This window comes from Polymorphobacter megasporae, from assembly GCF_018982885.2.
In the GTDB taxonomy this organism is placed as follows: domain Bacteria; phylum Pseudomonadota; class Alphaproteobacteria; order Sphingomonadales; family Sphingomonadaceae; genus Polymorphobacter_B; species Polymorphobacter_B megasporae.
Window position 1 is genome coordinate 2,503,832 of the sequence record NZ_CP081848.1, and the last position, 19,048, is coordinate 2,522,879.

Below are 19,048 nucleotides of genomic sequence, written 5' to 3' on the forward strand. Positions count from 1 at the left end.
TAAGGCCAGTTGGTATCAGCCCTCCCAAGAATATCGAGCGCGGATAATCCGGCGCCGTGGAATATTTGGGGGAACGGATGAAGCATCTGCTTTTGGATACAGCTCGCGTCGCACTCGTTGCCGCCAGCCTCGCGGTGCCGGTCGCCGTACTGGCACAGGCTCAGCCTGCTGAGCCGCAGGCGGTCGCCCAGATCGCCGAGGCCGGATCGGCTGCAGCGATCGACGAAGGCGGTGCCGCTCAGGGCGAGATCATCGTCACCGCCAACAAGCGCGCCGAGAACGTCCAGCGCGTGCCGCTCGCGGTCCAGGTGCTGTCGGGCAACCAGCTTGCCGCCCAGTCGGTTCGCGCCTTCGACGACCTGACCCGCGTCGCGCCGTCGCTCGTCGTCCGCCCGGCCGAGCAGCCGCAGAATTCGTCGGTGTCGATCCGCGGCGTCGGCACCTACGCGTTCGGCATCGGTGTCGAGCCGAGCGTCGCGGTCGTTGTCGACGACGTGCCGATCTCGATCCAGGCACGCGCCTTCTCCGACCTGTCCGACATCGAGCGCATCGAAGTCCTGCGTGGTCCGCAGTCGACCCTGTACGGCAAGTCGGCGTCGGCCGGTCTCATCAATATCGTCACGCGCGCTCCGACCAAGGAGCTGACGCTCGACGCCCACGCGATCGCGACGTCGGACTCCGAATTCGGCGGCGGGGCAAGCGTCTCCGGCCCGATCAGCCCCGATGCCGGCTACCGCGTCACCGGCAGCTACACCGACTTTGCCGGCAACGTCCGTAACCTCGCCAACGGCACCGACGTCAACGGGCGGACGGTGTTCACGCTGCGCGGCAAGCTGGTGTGGAACTCGCCCAGCGGCGTCGACGTCACGCTCAGCGGCAATTACGAGGATGGCTCGACCACCGTCGGACGGCCGTTCATTGCCCTCGCCCCCGGTGCGCTGCTGCGCGGCAACCCGGCGCAGCCGGTCTCGGTCGTGCTTCCGGGTGTCACGGCAACCCCGAGCAACACCAATGTCGACCTCAACTTCCTGCCGGTGAACAAATATTACGGTGCGGGTGAAGCCCTGAAGATCGGCTACACGCTGCCGGGCGGGCAGAGCCTGTTGTCGATCACGTCGAACGACTATTACAAGCTGCGTGACAACCTCGACCAGGACGACACCTCGTCGACGGTCTACGACAATCGCCAGGTTGGGCAGTTCGTCGCCAAGCAGGTCACGCAGGAAGTGCGGCTGCTCGCGCCCAACTCCGCCAAGTTCCGTTATACGCTCGGCCTGTTCTATGCCGACAACGACCTCGCGCGTAACTTCTTCCGCGGGCCGCTGTTCTCGCTGGCTAACTGGCGGGCGACGTCGAAGTCGGAGCAGCTCGCGGCGTTCGGCCAGGTCGACTGGGATATCCTGCCCGGGACGACGATCACCGGCGGCGGGCGTTTCCAGCGCGAGACGATCCACTACAGCTTCATCGACATCCAGAACGGCAACGCCACCTTCCTCGGCGGCGCGCGCGACGACTCGTGGACGTACAAGGCCGGCGTCAAGCAGCAGCTCACCAGCGACGTCTCGGTCTACGGCAGCTACACGACCGGGCATAAGGGCGAGACCTTCGACCTGTCGACCGGCTTCAACGCCAACCGCGCGGCGGCCGGTCCGATCCGTCCTGAGACGTCGGACAGCATCGAGGCAGGCTTCCGTGGCCAGTTCTTCGACCGCCGCCTGACCTTCAACGCGACGGTCTTCACGACGACGTACAACGACTTCCAGGCGCAGGGCATCGAGTTCCTTGCAGATGGAACGCAGAACTTCCGCCTGACCAACGTCGGCAAGGTGCGGACGCGCGGTGTCGAGGTCGAGGTCGCGGCGCGGGTTTGGGACGACCTCAGCCTGAGCGGTTCGGTCACCTACGACGACGCCAAGATCCGCAGCTTCCCCGGCGCGCAATGCTACCCGGGCCAGACGGTTGCGCAGGGCTGCACCGGCGCCCCGGCGCGGCAGAACCTCGCCGGCTTCCGCCCGGCACAGGCGCCACTGTGGAAGGGGACGGCGACGTTCGACTATTCGCCCGAGATCGCCGGGCTGCCGGTTCGTCCCGTCATCCAGGGCAATTACGTCTACCAGAGCGCGGTCAACTACTCGATCAACCAGGATCCGCAGACGCTCCAGCGCGCCTTCGGCATCGCCAACTTCTCGGTCGGCTTCCGCACGATGAAGAAGCAGCTCGAGGTTTTCGCCTTTGTTAACAACGCGTTCGACAAGCATTATGCCGCGAACCTGTTCAACAGCCTAGGCAACTTCAACAACCAGCAGGCCACCCAGTCGCTCGTCCCGCGCGACTTCAGCCGCTACGGCGGCATCCGGGCGTCCTACTCGTACTGATGCGTCACGCCCGGTCCGGCTGAATTGCCGGGCCGGGCCGGGTGATGCGGGCGACGTCGCGCGGCCGTGGAAGGTTACACAAGTCCACGGAACGACCGGGTTTTGCGCGGGCTTTGCGGTCGTAAAGTTACACAAGTCCACACAACGACCGGGTTTTGCGCCTCGAATGACGGGTTTTGGCCAGGTCACCGGCGCTCCCACCAGAACTCGTTATCCTCGCGCAGGCTGGTACCCATTACCACAAACAGTTGGGGTGATGGGTCCCCGCCTGCGCGGGGATGACTAGTTTCGATAGGGCGCAGTGCTTCGCGGCGAAAGTCTGCACGCCAGCGAGTCGCTGTTTCCGGGAAGTCCACGCGGCAGCGGGTCGCTTGTTTGGGTCGCAGGTCCGATTGCCAAAGGTTACACAAGTCCACACAACGACCGGGTTTTCGCCCCGAAATCGTCGGCTCCAATATACGCCCGTCATCCCCGCGCAGGCGGGGACCCATCACCACTGAAGGCTGGGCTGATGGGTCTCCGCCGCCGCGGGGATGACGACGATTTCGTGTGGGGCACCAGGCTTCAAAGTTGGAAGTCGATCCGCCAGCGGTTCGGAAGTCCACTAAGTCCACACGAGCGAGGCAGTGCGCTGCCTCCCCTCCCCTTCAGGGGAGGGGCGAGAGGCACGCCCCTTGGCGTGGCCCGGGGGTGGGGCAGTCGCCACAAGCTCAGTGCTCGTGGCGACACAAGCTCAGTGCTCGTGGCGACTGCCCCACCCCCGGCTCCTCCCCTAAAGGGGAGGGGAGGAGAAGGTCGCGGCTGACAATGAGAAAGAACACGGCTCGGCGCTGACAAAGCCCGACTCGAACCCGTCAGCGTATCCCGCTATTTCCCCTGTAGGACAGCGATTAAGGAGCCGCCGTTCCAGGCCATGCAGCGATGGCCGCTTCCGCCCCCAACTCCGACAGCCACCACCCCGCCAGGGGTTCACGATACCGGTCGTCGATTTGGCTTATGGGCTCGCCCAGCCCCGCGTGCACACCAATGTCACTTGCCGCGCCGTGACGGCCCGCTACGGTGCAGCCGTAACGAAGTCGCAGGGGTGCGTGTTGGCTGATCTGTTCGTGTCGTACAAATCGGAGGACAGGGAGCGCGTCGCACCGTTGGTCGCGGCACTCGAGGCCGATGGCGTCGGCCTGTGGTGGGATGCGCATCTCGGCGGGGGCGCTGCGTGGCGCGACACGATCGAGGCCGAGCTTAACGCCGCGCGGTGCGTGCTGGTGGTGTGGAGCACGCGTTCGACTGGGCCAGAGGGGACGTTCGTCCGCGACGAGGCGACGCGCGCGCTCGAACGCGGGGCTTATCTTCCGGTCAAGCTCGACGATGTGCGACCGCCGCTCGGCTTTGGCGAGACGCAGGCGTTACCACTAATCGGGTGGCGGGGCGACCGCGCCGACCCGCGCTATGTCGCGTTGCTGACGGCGGCGCGGGCGGTGATCGCGGGGACGCCACGCCCGCGGCCGGCGGCGGTGCCGATGGCCGCGGCCAAATCCGGCGTCGACCGGCGGCTCGTCATCGGCGGCGGGGTGGCGGTCGCGGCGGCGGGCGGCGGTGGCTGGTGGGCGCTCCACCGCGGAGCGGGCGCGGCGCAGGACAGCGTCGCCGTGCTGCCGTTCGCCAACCTGTCGGGTGATCCGGCGCAAGCGTATTTCTCGGACGGGATCGCCGAGGAACTGCGCAGCGCACTGACGACAATTGTCCGGCTCAAGGTCGCGGCGCGAACCTCGTCCGAACTGGTTCGAAGCGATGACGCGCAGACCGCGGCACACAAACTCGGCGTTGCCAATATTCTCACGGGCAGCGTCCGTCGTGGCGGGAACACGATCCGGGTCAAGGCCGATCTGGTCGATGGCACCACCGGGATCAGCAGGTGGTCGCAAATGTACGACCGCGCCATCGGCGACGCGCTGGCGATCGAGACTGGCATCGCCGAGAGTGTGGCGAACGCGCTGCAGATTGCGCTGGGCCGCGCAGAAAAGCTGCTGCTGACGCTCGGCGGCACCACCAACCCGGCAGCGCGCGATGCCTTTCTGCGCGGGCAGGCGCATGGAGCCAAGCAGCAGACTGAGGCGTCGCTAAAGGAGTTTGATGCCGCGATCGCCGCCGACCCCAACTACGCGCTCGCACGGGCCGCACATGCGCAAGCGACGACGATTATCGCCGGCACTACGCTCGGCGGTGCCGCGCTGCGCGTGACACTGGCCGAGGCCGAGGCGGACGCGCGCCGCGCAATCGCGCTCGCTCCCGGCCTCGGCGTGCCGCTCGCGATGCTTGGCTTCGTCCTCGAAAACCGCCTTGATCTGCGTGGTGCCGCCGCCGCCTATGCTTCCGCTTACCGCGCCACGCCGGGCGATGCGGGGGTGTTGCGTCTCTTCGCCGACTTCCAGTCCTTGATAGGTCGCGGTGACGAGGCGATCGCGCTCTTCGGCCGTGCCCTCGCGCTCGATCCGTTGCGGCCCAATGCACAAGCCTGGTTTGGGAGTATCTTGCTCCGCGCTGGGCGTGTCGACGAGGCGATCGTAGCGCTGCGCCAAGCCAGCGCGCGATTGCCCGACAATGCCGCTGCCAAATTGTCGCTCGCGCTGGCCCTGATTGCCAAGGGCGGGTATGCCGAAGCGCGCGCTGTTGCCGCGACGCTTCCCGACGGTGATCAGTATCGCCTGACCTTCGATGCCATCGCCGCGGCGCGGCTCGGTGACCCCGTGGCGTCTGACCGGGCACTCGCCGAGTTGGTCCGCCGTTACAGCGACGATTCGCAGTATCAGATCGCCGAAATCCGCGCCCAGCGCGGCGAGTCCGACCTGGCGTTCGCTGCAATCAACCGTGCGTGGACGCTCGCCGATCCCGGCCTGGTCGACTTCAAAACCGACCTGCTGCTCGCCCCGCTGCACGCCGACCCGCGGTTCGCCGCGTGGCTCGCCAAAATCGGGTTTCCGTGATTGGGGTAGGCCGGCCCTGCGTGTCGATGATCAAAAGACGTAATCTTTACTTACGCAGGCCCGCTCTAAAACCTGTTAGACCGCTATACCCATAGCAGACGCTCAAGGGTGCCACCTCCCGCTTTAATCCGGCGCGATCACCCGCAGCCGCGGCAGCAGCAGATGCACGATCAGCAGCGCGACGAGATATATCGAACTTGCCCAGATGAAGATCGGTTGATAGCTGCCGATGCTTTCGAGGATCGCGCCGACCGACTTCGCCATGATCATGCCGCCGACCGCTCCCGCGGCGCTGCCGATGCCGATGACCGAGGCGACCGCCGATTTGGGGACGGTGTCGGTGACGAGGGCGTACAGGTTCGACGACCAGCCCTGGTGCGCCGCCGCGGCGAGCCCGAGGATGGCGACCGCGAGCCACAAGTTGCTGACGCCGCTCGCGAAGGCGACGGGGATGACGAGGACCGCCGAGACCAAGAGCGCGATCTTGCGCCCGTCGTTGACGCTGAAGCCGCGCTTGATCAGCGTTGCCGACAGCCAGCCGCCGCCGATGCTGCCGACGTCGGCGAGGACGAAGATGACCACGAGCGGCGGCCCGAAGGTCGTGAGGTCGAGGTGGTACGTCTTGGCGAAGAAGTCGGGTAGCCAGAACAGGAACAGGTACCAGATCGGGTCGGTCAGGAACTTGGCGACGATGAATGCCCATGTCGCGCGCAGGCGGAACAGCGCGCTCCAGCGGACCGGGGCGGTCGGTTCGGGCGGATCGCTCTCGATAAGCGCGAGTTCGGCGGCGCCGAGGCGTTTATACTCGCGGGGCACGCGGTAGATCATGAGCCACGCCGCGAGCCAGATGAAGCCAATCGCACCGGTGACGATGAAGGCCGACCGCCAGCCGAAGGCGAGGACGAGGACCGGCACGAGCAGCGGCGTGATGACCGCGCCGACGTTCGACCCGGCGTTCATCAGCCCGGCGGCGAGCGCGCGCTCGCGCTTGGGGAACCATTCGGCGATCGTCTTGATCCCGGCGGGGAAGTTGCCCGCCTCGCCGAGCCCGAGGGTGAAGCGGACGACGGCGAAGCCGACGGCGCTGCGGACCCCGGCGTGGAGGATCGCGGCGACGCTCCATACGCCGATCGCGACGGCATAGCCGCGCCGCGTGCCGATCCGGTCGATGATCCGGCCGAAGCCGAGCAGGCCGATCGCGTACGCCGCCTGGAACCAGAAGACGATGTCGGCATAGTCGGTCTCGGACCAATGGAGTTCGGTCGTCAGCGTCGGCTTGAGGACGCCCAGCACTTGCCGGTCGAGATAATTGATTGTCGTCGCAAAGAAGAGCAGCGCCGCGATCGTCCAGCGGACGTGCCCGGCGACGGGGGATCGCTCGGTCGGCTGGGTGCGGTTCAAGGGCGCTGCCTCGTTCATTGGCGGGGGACGACGCGGAGGCCGCGGCGGCCATCGCGGTCGGCGGGCGTGACGTGACCGTCGCTGTGGAGCGTTCGCATTTCGCCGGGGGGGAGCAGGATCGTCAAGCCCGGCGGCTCGGCGCGCGTGGGTCCATCGCGGGTCACCGACAGATGCACGCTGTCGTCGCTCGCGGAGCCGGTAATCGTCCAGCGGTCGCGGTCGCCATCCAGGTAGGCATAGCTCAGCCCGTCGTCGTCAAAGCCCGACCAGGTGAAGTCGCCGTCGCCGACCGGGGGAAACAGCCAGACGCCGAGGTCGCGCGGCCCAGGGCGGAAGCCGCCGTCGGCAAGGTCGACGATCATCGCCGATCCCGCACGGGCGAACAGCGGCGGGGGACCGTCGAGCGGGGCGGCGACTTCGGTCTCGACGCCGCCGGGCAGGACCGCGCCGGTCCAGACGTCGATCCACGCATCGCTCCCCGGCGGGCGGACGCGGCGGGTCGATGCGCCTGGGTCGACGACGAGCGCGGCGAGGACATTGGGGCCGAGGAGCTGGTCGTCGCCGTCGATCCATGCGCCCGCGTCGCCGGGATGATCGAGCCATGCCGGGCGGACGATCGGCTCGTAGTCGGCGTGGTAGCGGTGGAGCAGGTCGTAGAAGAACGGGACCAATGTCTGCCGCAGCCGCATCAGCCGCGCGGTCGCGGGGATCGCCCGGGCATGCATCCACGGCTCGTTGACGCTGCGATCGTCGTTCCAGCTGTGGATGCTGAAGCGCGGCATCAGCACGCCCGCCTGGACCCAGCGCGTCAGCAGCTCGGCATCGGGGGCGGGGCCGGCGAAACCGCCGATGTCGTGGCCGCTGTTCGACACCCCCGACAGCGCGAGGCCGAGTCCCATCTTGATGTTGTAGCGCAGGCTCGACCAGTCGGTGCGGTTGTCGCCCGACCAGGTCTGGGCATAGCGGTGGAGCCCGGCCATGCCCGACCGGATGACGACGTAGGGGCGCTCGGCGGGGGCGTGGGCGATCTGCGCCGCGCGCGACGCGCGAGTCATCAGCAGGGGCTGGAGCGGCAGCGCGGCGGCGGCGGGGTAGGGGGTCCCGAAGCCGGCAAAGCGCGCGCGGTCGTCCCACAGCTCGTATTCGTTATTGTCGTTCCACGTCGCGGCGATGCCGTTTTCGAGGAGCGAGGTCGTGACTTGCCCGCGCCACCACGCGGCGGCGGCGGGATTGGTGAAGTCGATGTAGCTGCCGACCTCGTCCCAGAACTGCGCCTCGACCGGCGCGCCATCGCCATCGGCGACGAGAAGCCCCGCGGCCGCGATCTCGGCGAACTTCGGATGGTCGCGGAGGAGGGCGGGCTTGATGTTGGCGACGAGGCGCAGGCCCGCGGCGGCATAAGCGGCGGCGAACTCGGCGGGGTCGGGGAACTTGGAGCGGTTCCAGTGGAAGACGTAGCGCTTGTCGCCGATCGAGGTGTAGCCCGACGAGAAATGGAACGACGTGCAGCCGATGTCGTGGCGGTCGAGCCCGTCGACGAAGTCCATCATGCGGGCCGCGGCGTCGGGGGCGTCGGTGTAGGTCATCGTCGACCCCGAATAGCCGAGCGACCAGCGCGGCGGCAGCGCCGGGCGCCCGGTCAGCCACGTGAAGCGGCGCGTCACCGCGAGCGGGTCGGGCCCGGCGATCATGTACAGGTCGAGGTCGCCCCCCGCCGCCGCAAAATGCCGGTACGGGCCGTGGTAATTGTCGAGCTCGGCACCGAGGTCGATCTCGGACCGCGCAACATTGTCGTAGAAGCTGCCGTGGCACGCGCCGTCGGCCTGCGCGGTCAGGAGGTACGCGATCGACTTGTACAGCGGGTCGGAGGTGCGCGCGTCATAGCCCATCGGGTCGATGTTGGTCAGGCGGAAGCGGCGTCCGGCGCGGTCCATCGCCCCCGACCGCTCGCCGAGGCCGTAATAGCGCTCGCCGGGGAGGCGCGCCGCATAATGGTGGACGCGGCCGTCCCACCAGCCAAAGTCGTACGCCTGCGTCGGCCGATCGGCCGCCATCGTCCGCCAGCCGTCGCCGTCGCGCTGCTCCCAGCGGCACAGCAGACCGGTGCGCTGGATCATCAGGCGGATCTGGGCGGTGGCGATGGTGATCGCGTCCACGCTCTCTTCGATGCTGAACGGCGGCAGGGTGAAGCCGCTCACGTCCATCCGGTCGCGCCCCGGTTCGGCGATGTCGTCGGCTCCGGGGGCGATCGCCCAGCTCGGCGCGCTGTGGACCGCGCCGTCGGGGAGCATCAGCAGGCGGACGATATCGTCCTCGAGGACGAAGACGTGCGCGACCGCCGTGGTGTCGCTGCTCAGCGTAATCCGTCCCGAACCGAAATCGGTGACGACGAACACCGGCGGGGCGGAGAGGGTGGCGCGCCTCATGCGGCCACCGGCAGGGTCAGGCGCTTCATCATCACCACCAGTACGATGGCACCGATAATGTCGAACACGGCGAGGCAGGCGAACAACGGACCATAGCCCAGTGTATCGGCGAGCTGGCCGATCGCCAGCGAGAAGATCAGCCCGCCGGTCCATCCGGCCATGCCGACAAAGCCGTTCGCGGTCGCGACCTCGGCGGGGGTGAAGACGTCGGCCGACAGCGTGTTGATCATCACCGAGATCATCTGGTGCGCGAAGCCGCCGATGCAGAACAAGGCGATCGCGAGATACGGCCCGGTGGCCCACCCGATGCACCCCGGCGCGATCATCAGCACCGCGCCGATCGCGACGCCGGCGACCCGCGACGGGATCAGCTTAAGCCCGCGGCGCATCAGGATCGGCGAGAGATAGCCGCCGAAGACCCCGCCCATGTCGGCGGCGAGGAACGGCAGCCACGCGAACAGCGCGATCGACTTAAGATCCATATGGCGCTCGGTGGCAAGGTAGAGCGGGATCCAGAAGCTGAAGGTCTGCCACGCCGGTTCGGCGAGGAAGCGCGGGATGGCGATCGCCCAGAAGCGCGCGGTCGACAGGATCGCGGCGGGCGAGACCTTGGCGTGGGCGACAACCGGGGGGCGGTCGGCCTCGATCAGCGTCAGTTCGTCGGGGGTGATGGCGAAATGATCGGCAGGCGAGCGGTAGAAGGCGTACCACAATCCTGCCCAAGCGAGGCCGAGCGCGCCGGTAACGACGAACGCCGCCTGCCAGTTGTAATAATAACTTATGCCGATGACGACCGGCGGGGCGAGCAACGCGCCGAGCGACGTCCCGGCGTTGAACCAGCCGACCGCGACCGATCGCTCCCGTGCCGGGAACCACTCGGCAATCGCCTTAATCCCCGACGGGATCGCCGCTGCTTCGCTCAAGCCCAGCAGCCCGCGGAATGCCGCGAGGCTCTGCCAGCCGCCGGCGAAGGCGTGGAGCATGTTCGACACCGACCACACCACCGCGAACAGCGCGAAGCCGAGGCGCAGCCCGACGAGGTCGATGATGTAGCCGCACACCGGCTGCATGACGGTGTAGGCGAGCTGGAACGCGCCGACGACGTAGCTGTATTGCTGCGTGGTGAAGCCGAAATCGGCCTTGAGCTGCGGCGCGAGGACGCCGAGCGAGTTGCGCGCGAGATAATTGATGATCGTGCCGAGGCAGATCAGCGCGACGATCCACCAGCGCAGATGCGCGATGCGACGAACGGTCATGGTGTCGGCGTTGCGATCAATCACGCCTCCCCAGGCTGAACGAAGCGGTAGACCAGTCTCGATCGCCTGTCTATATTGGCCTGACCAGTCTTGGGGAAGGCACGTTCGATGACGATTTACCGGCAGCTTGTCGTGGCTGCATTGCTGGCCGGAACGGCCCCGTTGTCAACGCCTTCCATGGCGGCGACCGCCGTATCGACCGAGGGCCGCGCGGCGGTCGACCTTGCGCACGGCTGGCGCTTCCGCTTTGGCGGCGATGCGACCGGGATCACTGCTCCCGGCTTCGACGACAGCAAATGGCAGTCGGTCGATTTGCCGCACACGTGGAACCGGCTCGGTGAGTACGCCACCGTCCGCTCGCCCGAAACGAACAATTCGCAGGGTATCGGCTGGTACCGGCTCGGCTTTACCGCCCCCGCAGCTGCTCCCGGGCGGCGGCAATATCTCCAGTTCGACGGCGTCGGCAATATCGCCGAGGTCTGGGTCAACGGCACCCGCGCGGGCGAGCACAAGGGCGCGTTCTCGCGCTTCCGCTTCGATGTCACGTCGCTGCTCAAGCCCGGTGCGGCGAACCTGATTGTCGTCAAGGCCGACAATTCGAAGCCCGCACCGGGCAGCTCGACCGAGAACGTCATCCCGTTGGGCGGTGACTTCTTCATCTTCGGCGGCCTGTACCGCAAGGTCGCGCTGATCAGCGCCGGTCCTGCGAGCATCGACCTGCTCGATCACGGCGGGCCGGGCGTCTATGCCAAGGCGACGTCGGTTACCCCCGACCGCGCCGAGGTCGAGGTTGTCACCCGCCTCCGCAACGCCGGCCGCGCGCAGAAGCTGAGCGTCGTCACGACGATCGCCGATGCCTTGGGCGCGACGGTCGCAACGACGACGATGCCCGTCACGCTCGCCGCGACCGGCGAGGCGCGCCAGTCATTGAACGTGTCCAAGCCGCACCTGTGGAACGGCCGCGCCGACCCGTACATGTACACAGTCGGGGTCGAACTGCGCGACGGCACGGCGGTGATCGACAAGGTCGTCCAGCCGCTCGGCATCCGCACCTTCCACGTCGACGTCAACGACGGCTTCTCGCTCAACGGCAAATATCTGCAGCTCGTCGGCGCGGCGCGGCACCAGGATCGCCCGGTCAAGGGCTGGGCGCTGACGCCGGCCGACCATGCCCAGGACATGGCGATCATGGCCGACATGGGGGCGAACACCGTCCGCATGGCGCATTACCAGCACGCGCAGGAATGGGACGATGCGGCGGACAAGACCGGCATGGTCGCATGGGCCGAAATCCCCTTCGTCAACGGCGTGTCGTTCGGCGACGGCGAGGCGGCGTCGGCGGCGCTAACCGCGAACGCGCGCGAGCAGCTCACCGAGCTAATCCGGCAGAACTATAATCACCCGTCGATCATGATGTGGTCGGTCGGCAACGAAGTCGATATCGGCGCGAACTTCGGGCGCAGCAGCAAGGCGCCGCAGTCGCTCGGGTTGTTGAAGGAGCTTGCGGCGCTGGCGAAGGCGGAGGATCCGTCGCGGCCGACGACCTTTGCCGATTGCTGCGAGGAAAGCGGCGACCGCTCGCCTCCGGGCCAGCAGATGCTCGCCGGGGCGACCGACCTTATGGGCTACAACCGCTATTACGGCTGGTATTACGGCAAGCCCGCCGAATTCGGTCCGAAGCTCGACCATTTCCACGCGAAGCACCCGACGGTGCCGATGTCGGTCAGCGAGTATGGCGCGGGCGGGGCGCTGTCGCAGCACAGCGACAATCCGCTCGGCGGCCCGGTCAGCACCTTCGGGCGCCCGCACCCCGAGGAGTTCGAGAGCTGGTACCACGAGGAATCGTGGAAAGCGCTCAAGGACCGCAAATATCTGTTCGCCGACTGGGTGTGGAACCTGTTCGATTTCTCGTCGGACCTGCGACAGGAAGGCGACGCGATCGACCTCAACGACAAGGGGCTGGTCACCTATGACCGCAAGACCAAGAAGGACGCGTTCTACTTCTATCGGGCCAACTGGTCGTCCGAGCCAACGCTCCACATCACCAGCAGCCGCTACGTCGATCGCGCCTATCCGGTGACGAACGTCCGCGTCTACAGTAACGCCGACAAGGTCGCGTTGACGGTCAACGGCGTCGCGATCGGATCGCAGCCGTGCCCGGATCGGATCTGCGTCTGGCCGAACGTCGCGCTCAAGCCGGGCGCAAACGCCGTCATGGTCTCCGCCGAGATCGGCGGGGCGACGCGGACCGACAGCGTGACATGGAACGGACCCGATCTCGCCAAGGGCTTTCACCTCGACGCGGGCGACCTCGCCGCCCGGCTCGGGCCCGACGGCGTCCGTCATGGATCGGACACCTTCTTCACGGGCGGCACCGCGAAGCAGTTGAACGTCCGTGCCGGCTTCGGGGACACCCGCAAGCAGGTGAAGAAAGTGGTCACCGGCGCGGGCGACCTGACAGCGTACGACTATTACCGCGAAGGATCGTTCGGCTACGACCTGCCGATCCGGAACGGGCGCTGGACGGTGACGGTGGCAACCTTCGAACCCGACGAGGCGTTGGCCGGTTCGCGCAGCTTCACCGTCACGACGAGCGGCGGCAAGGGCGTCACTGGCTACAATCCGTCGAAGGCGGCGGGGGGCGTGCTCAAGGCGGCGGCGCTGTCGATCCCGGTGACGGTCCGCGACGGCCACCTCACGCTCGATTTTGCCGGCGTCGGCGGCCCGGCGGTCGTCGCGGCGATCGACGTGATGCCGCGGTAGCTGATTAGCTGGTCATCCCGGCTGGCTGCCGAAATGACGCCAATTGCGGAGCCAGTCCGATCCGGCTCTCGGGATAAGGCGCTATCGACGTTCGTGCCGGGATTGCGCCCGATTGCAGGACGATCCAGCCCGCGAGGCGGTGCCCGGCCAGCGCTGCGGTCGTTGGGTCAGCGCCGTCGATGCGCGCGTCGATATACGCAGCGTTGAAGGCGTCGCCCGCGCCGCTGGTATCGATCGGCGAGAGCACCACCGGCGGGGCGACGATCCTGCCGTCACCGAGGCGGCAGCCTTCGCTACCAAGTTTGACGACGACCTCGCGGCAACCGCGGGCGATCCAGTGACGCGCGACGTCTGCCGCATCGCGCGCGCCGAGCGCGCGCTCGTCGTCGAGCGTCGGCAGGCCGATATCGCAGCATTCGAGCGCAGCATCGCGCGCCGCCACCGCGGTCGCGACATCGGGCCACAGGCGCGGACGGTAGTTGCCGTCGAACACCACGCGGCCGCCGTTGGCCCGGACCCGGCGGCAGACATCGAACAGGCGGCCGCGCGCGAGCTTGGGCAAAATCGCCAGCGTGATCAGCGAGTAGACGAACCAGTCGGCCCGCTCGGCGGCGGCCAGCATTGCCGCACTTGCGGGCAGGTCGAACATCTGTCGCGCCGCGCTATGTTCGCGCCAATAGGTGAAGCTGCGCTCGCCGCTGTCGGTACGGATCATGTAGAGGCCCGGACCGCGAACCGGGTCGGTCGCGATCAGCGTGGTGTCGAGGCCTTCGCTTTTCCACTCGCGCCGCAGATCGAGGCTTTCACGGTCGCTGCCGAGCGCAGTGACGTAAGCGACGTCACGTCCGCAGCGCGCAAGATGGATCGCGGTGTTGAGCGTGTCGCCGCCATAGCCGATCTGCGCCGTGCCGCTCGCGCCCCGCGCGACTTCGATCATGCCTTCGCCAGCGACGCAGATTCGCATCTACCAGTTCCAAAGTGTTCCGTCTTCGAGACGAGCGACGGGGAGATATGCGGGCTTATACGGATAGCGTGCTGCTATGGTTTCATCAATGTCAACGCCGTGTCCAATTGCGTCGCCGGGGTGGAGATATCCGTCGGCGAACGAATAGGCGTGCGGGAAGACCTCGTCGGTCTCGGGCGTGTGGCGCATGTACTCCTGGATGCCGAAGTTCGGCACCCATGTGTCGAAATGGAGCGCCGCGCCCATCGTCACCGGCGACAGGTCGGTCGCTCCGTGGCTGCCGGTACGGACCTGGTATAACGCCGCGAAGTCGGCGATGCGGCGCAGGTGGGTGATGCCGCCGGCGCGGACGACGGTACAGCGGATATAGTCGATCAGCTGGTTCTGGATGAGGTCCTTGCAGTCCCAGATGGTGTTGAAGATCTCGCCGACCGCGAGCGGCGTCGTCGTGTGCTGGCGGACGAGCTTGAACGCCTCCTGGTTCTCGGCGGGGGTGCAGTCCTCGAGCCAGAACAGCTGGTACGGCTCGAGCGCCTTGCCGAGATTGGCCGCCTCCATCGGCGTGTAGCGGTGGTGGCCATCGTGGAGCAGGTGATGGTCGAAGCCGTACGTCGCGCGCAATTTATCGAACAGCTTGGGGACGAAGTTCAACGACTTGCGCGTGTCCCAGACCGTCTCGGTCGGCAACGCGGCGTCGGCGGGTTCGTAGTACATCGTGCCGCGCCCGACGCCGTACGCATCTTTCAATCCCGGCACGCCCGACTGCGCGCGGATCGCCTTGTAGCCCATCCCGATGTAGCGCCCGACCTCGTCGACGGTCTGTTCGAGATCGGCGCCGTTGGCGTGGCCGTAGACCATGACCCCATCACGGCTTTTGCCGCCGAGCAGGTCGTACAGCGGCATCCCCGCCATCTTCGCCTTGATGTCCCACAACGCGGTATCGACCGCCGCGATCGCCGCCATCGTCACCGGGCCGCGCCGCCAATAGGCACCGCGATAGCCATACTGCCAGATGTCCTCGATCCGCCGCGGATCACGCCCGATCAGGCATGGCGCGAGATGGTCGCGGAGGTACGACACCACGGCGAGTTCGCGCCCGTTGAGCGTGGCGTCGCCGATGCCGTAGACGCCCTGATCGGTCTCGATCTTGAGTGTGACGAAGTTGCGCCCCGGGCATGTAACGATGACCCTGGCGTCGGTGATCTTCATGCGCTCGATTGCCCCCGGCCGACCATTCAAGTAATTGTTCAGGAACTTGACGTGCCGAGTGTGGCCTGTCAAGTTCGGACAAATTGGTAAGGCCTGTTTAATGGCTCTCGTGACCCTCGACAAGCGCGGGCGGCAAGCCGCCGCATCCGAGCCGGACCGGCTCTACCGCGAGCTGGCGCGCAAGCTGCTCGCGTCGCTGGCATCGGGTGCCTACAAGGTCGGCGACCGGCTCCCTGCCGAGCGCGAGCTCGCCGCCGATTATGCCGTCAGCCGCCCGACGGTGCGCGAGGCGATCATCGCACTCGAGGTCCAGGGCCTCGTCGAAGTCCGCGTCGGCTCGGGCGCGTATGTCCGGCGGCTCCCCGGGGCGGGCGACATTCCCGGCTTTAACATCACCGCGTTCGAACTCACCGAGGCCCGGCTGCTGTTCGAGGGCGAATCGGCGGCGCTCGCCGCAACGCAGATCACCGACGCCGAAATCGCTGAACTCGAGGCGCTGGTCGACGAGATCGCCGACGAGAATCGCCGCGCCGGCGGCACCGAACAGGCCGACCGTGCCTTTCACATCGCAATCGCCCGGGCGACACGCAACACCGCAGTCCTCAACACCGTCGAGGAGCTGTGGCGGCTGCGCTCGACTTCGCCCGAAAGCGCATTGCTCCACGCCAAGGCGCGGACCGCCAACGTCAAGCCGGTCGTCGACGAACACACCGCCGTGCTCGATGCCCTGCGTGCACACGATCCCGCGGCGGCGCGGGCGGCGATGCGCGCGCATCTCAGCGCGGTGCTCGACAGCCTGTTGTTCGCCACCGAGGAGCGCGCGATCGCCGAAGCGCGCCAGGCGGCGGAAACGAAACGCGCACGCTATGCCGTGACGGAATCCTGAAATGACGCGTCCGCTTATTCTCCACCCCGATCGCCTGCTGCCCGCCGACCCGGCGACGCGCGGCATTGCGCTCGCGCTGTACGATCAGGTCGCGCATCTGCCGATCATCAGCCCGCACGGCCACACCGACCCGGCGTGGTTCGCCACCGATGCGGCGTTCGAGAACGCCACCGAGCTGCTGCTCAAGCCCGATCACTATGTTTTCCGCATGCTTTACAGCCAGGGCATCGCGCTCGAATCGCTTGGTATCGGCGGCGGGTCGGTCGATCCGCGCGCGGCATGGGCGATCTTCGCGGCGAACTATCACCTGTTCCGCGGCACGCCGACGCGGCTGTGGCTCGACTGGGTCTTTGCCGAGGCGTTCGGCCTCGACGTCCAGTTCGAGGCGGCGACCGCCGATCATTATTACGACACGATCGGCACGGCGCTCGCGACCCCCGCCTTCCGCCCACGCGCCTTGTTCGACCGCTTCGGCATCGAGGTCATCGCCACGACCGAATCGCCGCTCGACAGCCTCGACCACCACCGCGTGATCCAGGAGAGCGGCTGGAGCGGACGGGTCGTCACTGCCTACCGCCCCGATGCCGTCGTCGACCCCGAGTTCGAGGGCTTCCGCGCCAACCTCGCGCGCCTGTCCGACCTGACCCGCGAGGATGCGTTCGGCTACGACGGCTATATCGCTGCGCACCGCCAGCGGCGAGCGTTTTTCGCGTCGATGGGAGCGACGTCGACCGATCACGGTCATCCAACCACCGCGACCGCCGACCTATCACCCGCCGACGCCACGGCACTGTTCGCCCGTGTCACCGCCGACACAGTCAGCCGCGCCGACGCCGAGCTGTTCCGCGCGCACATGCTGACGGTGATGGCGGGGATGAGCATCGACGACGGCCTCGTCATGCAGCTCCACCCGGGGTCGTTCCGCAACCACAACCCGTCGCTGTTCGCGCGGTTCGGCCGTGACAAGGGCGCCGATATCCCGATGGCGACCGATTATGTCCACGGCCTGCGCCCGCTGTTGGCGCGCTACGGCAACGACCCGCGGTTGACGCTGATCCTGTTCACCCTCGACGAGACGTCGTATTCGCGCGAACTTGCCCCGCTTGCCGGGCATTATCCCGCATTGCGGCTCGGTCCGGCGTGGTGGTTCCACGACAGCCCCGAGGGGATGCGCCGCTTCCGCCAGCAGGTCACCGAGACCGCGGGCTTCTACAACACCGTCGGCTTCAACGACGACACCCGCGCCTTCATGTCGATCCCGGCGCGCCACGACGTCGCCCGGCGGATCGATTGCGGCTTCCTCGCGGGCCTCGTCGCCGAGCACCGGCTCGAGGATTGGGAGGCAGCCGAACTCGCGGTCGACCTCAGCTACACCCTCGCCAAGCGAGCGTATAAATTATGAGGCTGGGCCGGGGAGTCGTGCTCCCCGCCGACGTCCAGCGCCCGGCCTATGACCGCGATGCGCAGGAAAGCGGCATCGTCCATCTCGGCATCGGCGCGTTCCACCGCGCGCACCAGGCGGTCTACACCGACGACGCAATGGACGCGGGCGACCGCGACTGGGCGATCACCGGCGTCTCGCTGCGGTCGCCCGAGATGCGCGACGCGCTCGCACCGCAGGACGGACTCTATACAGTCACCGAGCGCGACGGCGGCGGCGACACGACCCGCCTGATCGGCGCGGTCCGCCGTGTCCTCGTTGCCGCCGAGGACCCCGGCGCGGTGGTTGCCGCAATCGCCGCGCCCGCGACCCGCATCGTCAGCCTGACGGTGACCGAGAAGGGCTATTGGCGCGCGTCCGATGGCAGCCTCGATCCGGCTCTGCCCGACCTCGCGGGGGGAACACCGAGTAGCATCTTCGGGTATCTCGCCGCCGGGCTCGCGCGCCGCCGCGACGCCGGGGCAGGGGGGCTGACCCTGATCTCGTGCGACAATCTCGCGGGCAATGGGCGGCAGCTCGAACGCCTGCTGCAGACCGTGTTGACCGCGCGCGACCCGGCGCTCGCCGAGTGGGTCGCGGTGAATTGCACCTGCCCGTCGACGATGGTCGACCGGATCGTCCCCGCACCGACCGAGGCCGACCGCACCGCGATCGCCGCGCGCCTCGGCGTCCGCGACGAAGCCGCCGTCATCGCCGAACCGTTCCGCCAATGGATCATCGAGGACCGCTTTGCCGGCGACCGTCCGCGCTGGGAGGCGGGCGGAGCTGAGTTCGTCGCCGACGTTGCGCCGTACGAGATCGCCAAACTGCGGATGCTCAACGGCGCGCACTCGGCGCTCGCCTATCTCGGCCTCGCGCACGGTTATGCCTTCGTCCACGAAGCGATCGCCGATCCCGCGATCGCGACGCTCGTCGAGCGGCTGATGCGCGACGAGGCGGCGGCGAGTTTTACCCCCGCGCCGGGGCAGGACCTCGACCGCTATGCGACGGCGCTTATGGCGCGCTTCGCCAATCCCGCGCTCAACCACCGGCTCGCGCAGATCGCGATGGACGGGTCGCAGAAGATTCCGCAGCGGTGGCTCGACACGCTCGCGGCGCGGCGTGCCGAGGGAGGCGACTGTCCGTCGATCCTGCGCGCGCTGTCGGCGTGGGTCGTTTATATCCGCGGCGAGGGTCACATCGTCGACGATCCCGATGCCGCCGCGCTCGCCGCGTGCTGGCAGAGCGCCGGACGCGCGGGAGTGGTCGGCGCGCTGTTCGGCGAGCATGGCCGCTTCGCCGCGCGCTGGGTCGCGTCGGATGCCGAGCGCGCGGCGATCGCCGGGAGCCTAGCGGACGGCTGAGGC

Annotated in this window: 11 protein-coding genes; 6 read left to right on the plus strand and 5 right to left on the minus strand. The window is 67.7% G+C overall.

Annotation, left to right across the window (positions count from 1 at the left end):
- Nucleotides 1–77 precede the first annotated feature (77 nt).
- Nucleotides 78–2,375, plus strand: a complete 2,298-nt coding sequence (locus KTC28_RS11765; protein WP_216710957.1) for a TonB-dependent receptor — start codon at nt 78–80, stop codon at nt 2,373–2,375.
- A gap of 1,091 nt (nt 2,376–3,466) precedes the next feature.
- Nucleotides 3,467–5,356, plus strand: coding sequence for a TIR domain-containing protein (locus KTC28_RS11770; RefSeq protein WP_216707369.1), 1,890 nt, complete (start codon nt 3,467–3,469; stop codon nt 5,354–5,356).
- Between the two features lie 123 nt (nt 5,357–5,479).
- Here KTC28_RS11770 and KTC28_RS11775 read toward each other — a convergent pair whose 3' ends face one another.
- Genes KTC28_RS11775 through KTC28_RS11785 form a run of 3 tightly spaced genes read right to left on the minus strand, consistent with a single transcriptional unit; the run spans nt 5,480 to nt 10,439 of the window.
- Nucleotides 5,480–6,775 (minus strand): MFS transporter, encoded by a 1,296-nt coding sequence (locus KTC28_RS11775; RefSeq protein WP_216707370.1) that lies wholly within the window; start codon nt 6,773–6,775, stop codon nt 5,480–5,482.
- Nucleotides 6,772–9,183, minus strand: a complete 2,412-nt coding sequence (locus tag KTC28_RS11780) for a glycoside hydrolase family 31 protein (protein ID WP_216707371.1) — start codon at nt 9,181–9,183, stop codon at nt 6,772–6,774. The genes KTC28_RS11775 and KTC28_RS11780 overlap by 4 nt, the downstream gene beginning before the upstream one ends.
- Nucleotides 9,180–10,439 (minus strand): MFS transporter, encoded by a 1,260-nt coding sequence (locus KTC28_RS11785; RefSeq protein WP_216708111.1) that lies wholly within the window; start codon nt 10,437–10,439, stop codon nt 9,180–9,182. The genes KTC28_RS11780 and KTC28_RS11785 overlap by 4 nt, the downstream gene beginning before the upstream one ends.
- 108 nt (nt 10,440–10,547) lie before the next feature.
- Here KTC28_RS11785 and KTC28_RS11790 point away from each other — a divergent pair, with 108 nt between their 5' ends.
- Nucleotides 10,548–13,202: a glycoside hydrolase family 2 TIM barrel-domain containing protein gene (locus tag KTC28_RS11790; protein WP_216707372.1), complete on the plus strand. Its 2,655-nt coding sequence runs from the start codon at nt 10,548–10,550 to the stop codon at nt 13,200–13,202.
- A 4-nt stretch (nt 13,203–13,206) separates the two neighbouring features.
- Here KTC28_RS11790 and KTC28_RS11795 read toward each other — a convergent pair whose 3' ends face one another.
- Entirely contained in the window at nt 13,207–14,166 is a 960-nt protein-coding gene (locus KTC28_RS11795) for a sugar kinase (RefSeq protein ID WP_255601967.1), read from the minus strand.
- The gene (gene manD / locus KTC28_RS11800; protein ID WP_216707373.1) at nt 14,167–15,375 is read right to left on the minus strand and encodes a D-mannonate dehydratase ManD; all 1,209 of its coding nucleotides are present in this window, start codon (nt 15,373–15,375) and stop codon (nt 14,167–14,169) included.
- 100 nt (nt 15,376–15,475) lie between these two features.
- Between manD and KTC28_RS11805 the strand changes: the two genes are divergently transcribed.
- From KTC28_RS11805 to KTC28_RS11815, 3 genes are read left to right on the plus strand one after another with little or no spacing between them, the layout of a single operon-like run.
- Complete coding sequence (locus KTC28_RS11805; protein WP_216707374.1) at nt 15,476–16,261, plus strand: FadR/GntR family transcriptional regulator; 786 nt, start codon at nt 15,476–15,478, stop codon at nt 16,259–16,261.
- 1 nt (nt 16,262) lies between these two features.
- Nucleotides 16,263–17,663, plus strand: coding sequence for a glucuronate isomerase (gene uxaC / locus KTC28_RS11810; RefSeq protein WP_216707375.1), 1,401 nt, complete (start codon nt 16,263–16,265; stop codon nt 17,661–17,663).
- Nucleotides 17,660–19,045, plus strand: a complete 1,386-nt coding sequence (locus KTC28_RS11815) for a mannitol dehydrogenase family protein (protein WP_216707376.1) — start codon at nt 17,660–17,662, stop codon at nt 19,043–19,045. The genes uxaC and KTC28_RS11815 overlap by 4 nt, the downstream gene beginning before the upstream one ends.
- Nucleotides 19,046–19,048 lie beyond the last annotated feature (3 nt).

Bases quoted from the DNA above. Each gene is read 5' to 3' on its own strand.
- uxaC (WP_216707375.1), top strand. From the start codon at position 16,263: ATGACGCGTCCGCTTATTCTCCACCCCGATCGCCTGCTGCCCGCCGAC.
- KTC28_RS11765 (WP_216710957.1), top strand. From the start codon at position 78: ATGAAGCATCTGCTTTTGGATACAGCTCGCGTCGCACTCGTTGCCGCC.
- KTC28_RS11785 (WP_216708111.1), bottom strand. From the start codon at position 10,439: ATGACCGTTCGTCGCATCGCGCATCTGCGCTGGTGGATCGTCGCGCTG.
- KTC28_RS11780 (WP_216707371.1), bottom strand. From the start codon at position 9,183: ATGAGGCGCGCCACCCTCTCCGCCCCGCCGGTGTTCGTCGTCACCGAT.
- KTC28_RS11790 (WP_216707372.1), top strand. From the start codon at position 10,548: ATGACGATTTACCGGCAGCTTGTCGTGGCTGCATTGCTGGCCGGAACG.
- KTC28_RS11795 (WP_255601967.1), bottom strand. From the start codon at position 14,166: ATGCGAATCTGCGTCGCTGGCGAAGGCATGATCGAAGTCGCGCGGGGC.
- KTC28_RS11775 (WP_216707370.1), bottom strand. From the start codon at position 6,775: ATGAACGAGGCAGCGCCCTTGAACCGCACCCAGCCGACCGAGCGATCC.
- manD (WP_216707373.1), bottom strand. From the start codon at position 15,375: ATGAAGATCACCGACGCCAGGGTCATCGTTACATGCCCGGGGCGCAAC.
- KTC28_RS11805 (WP_216707374.1), top strand. From the start codon at position 15,476: ATGGCTCTCGTGACCCTCGACAAGCGCGGGCGGCAAGCCGCCGCATCC.
- KTC28_RS11815 (WP_216707376.1), top strand. From the start codon at position 17,660: ATGAGGCTGGGCCGGGGAGTCGTGCTCCCCGCCGACGTCCAGCGCCCG.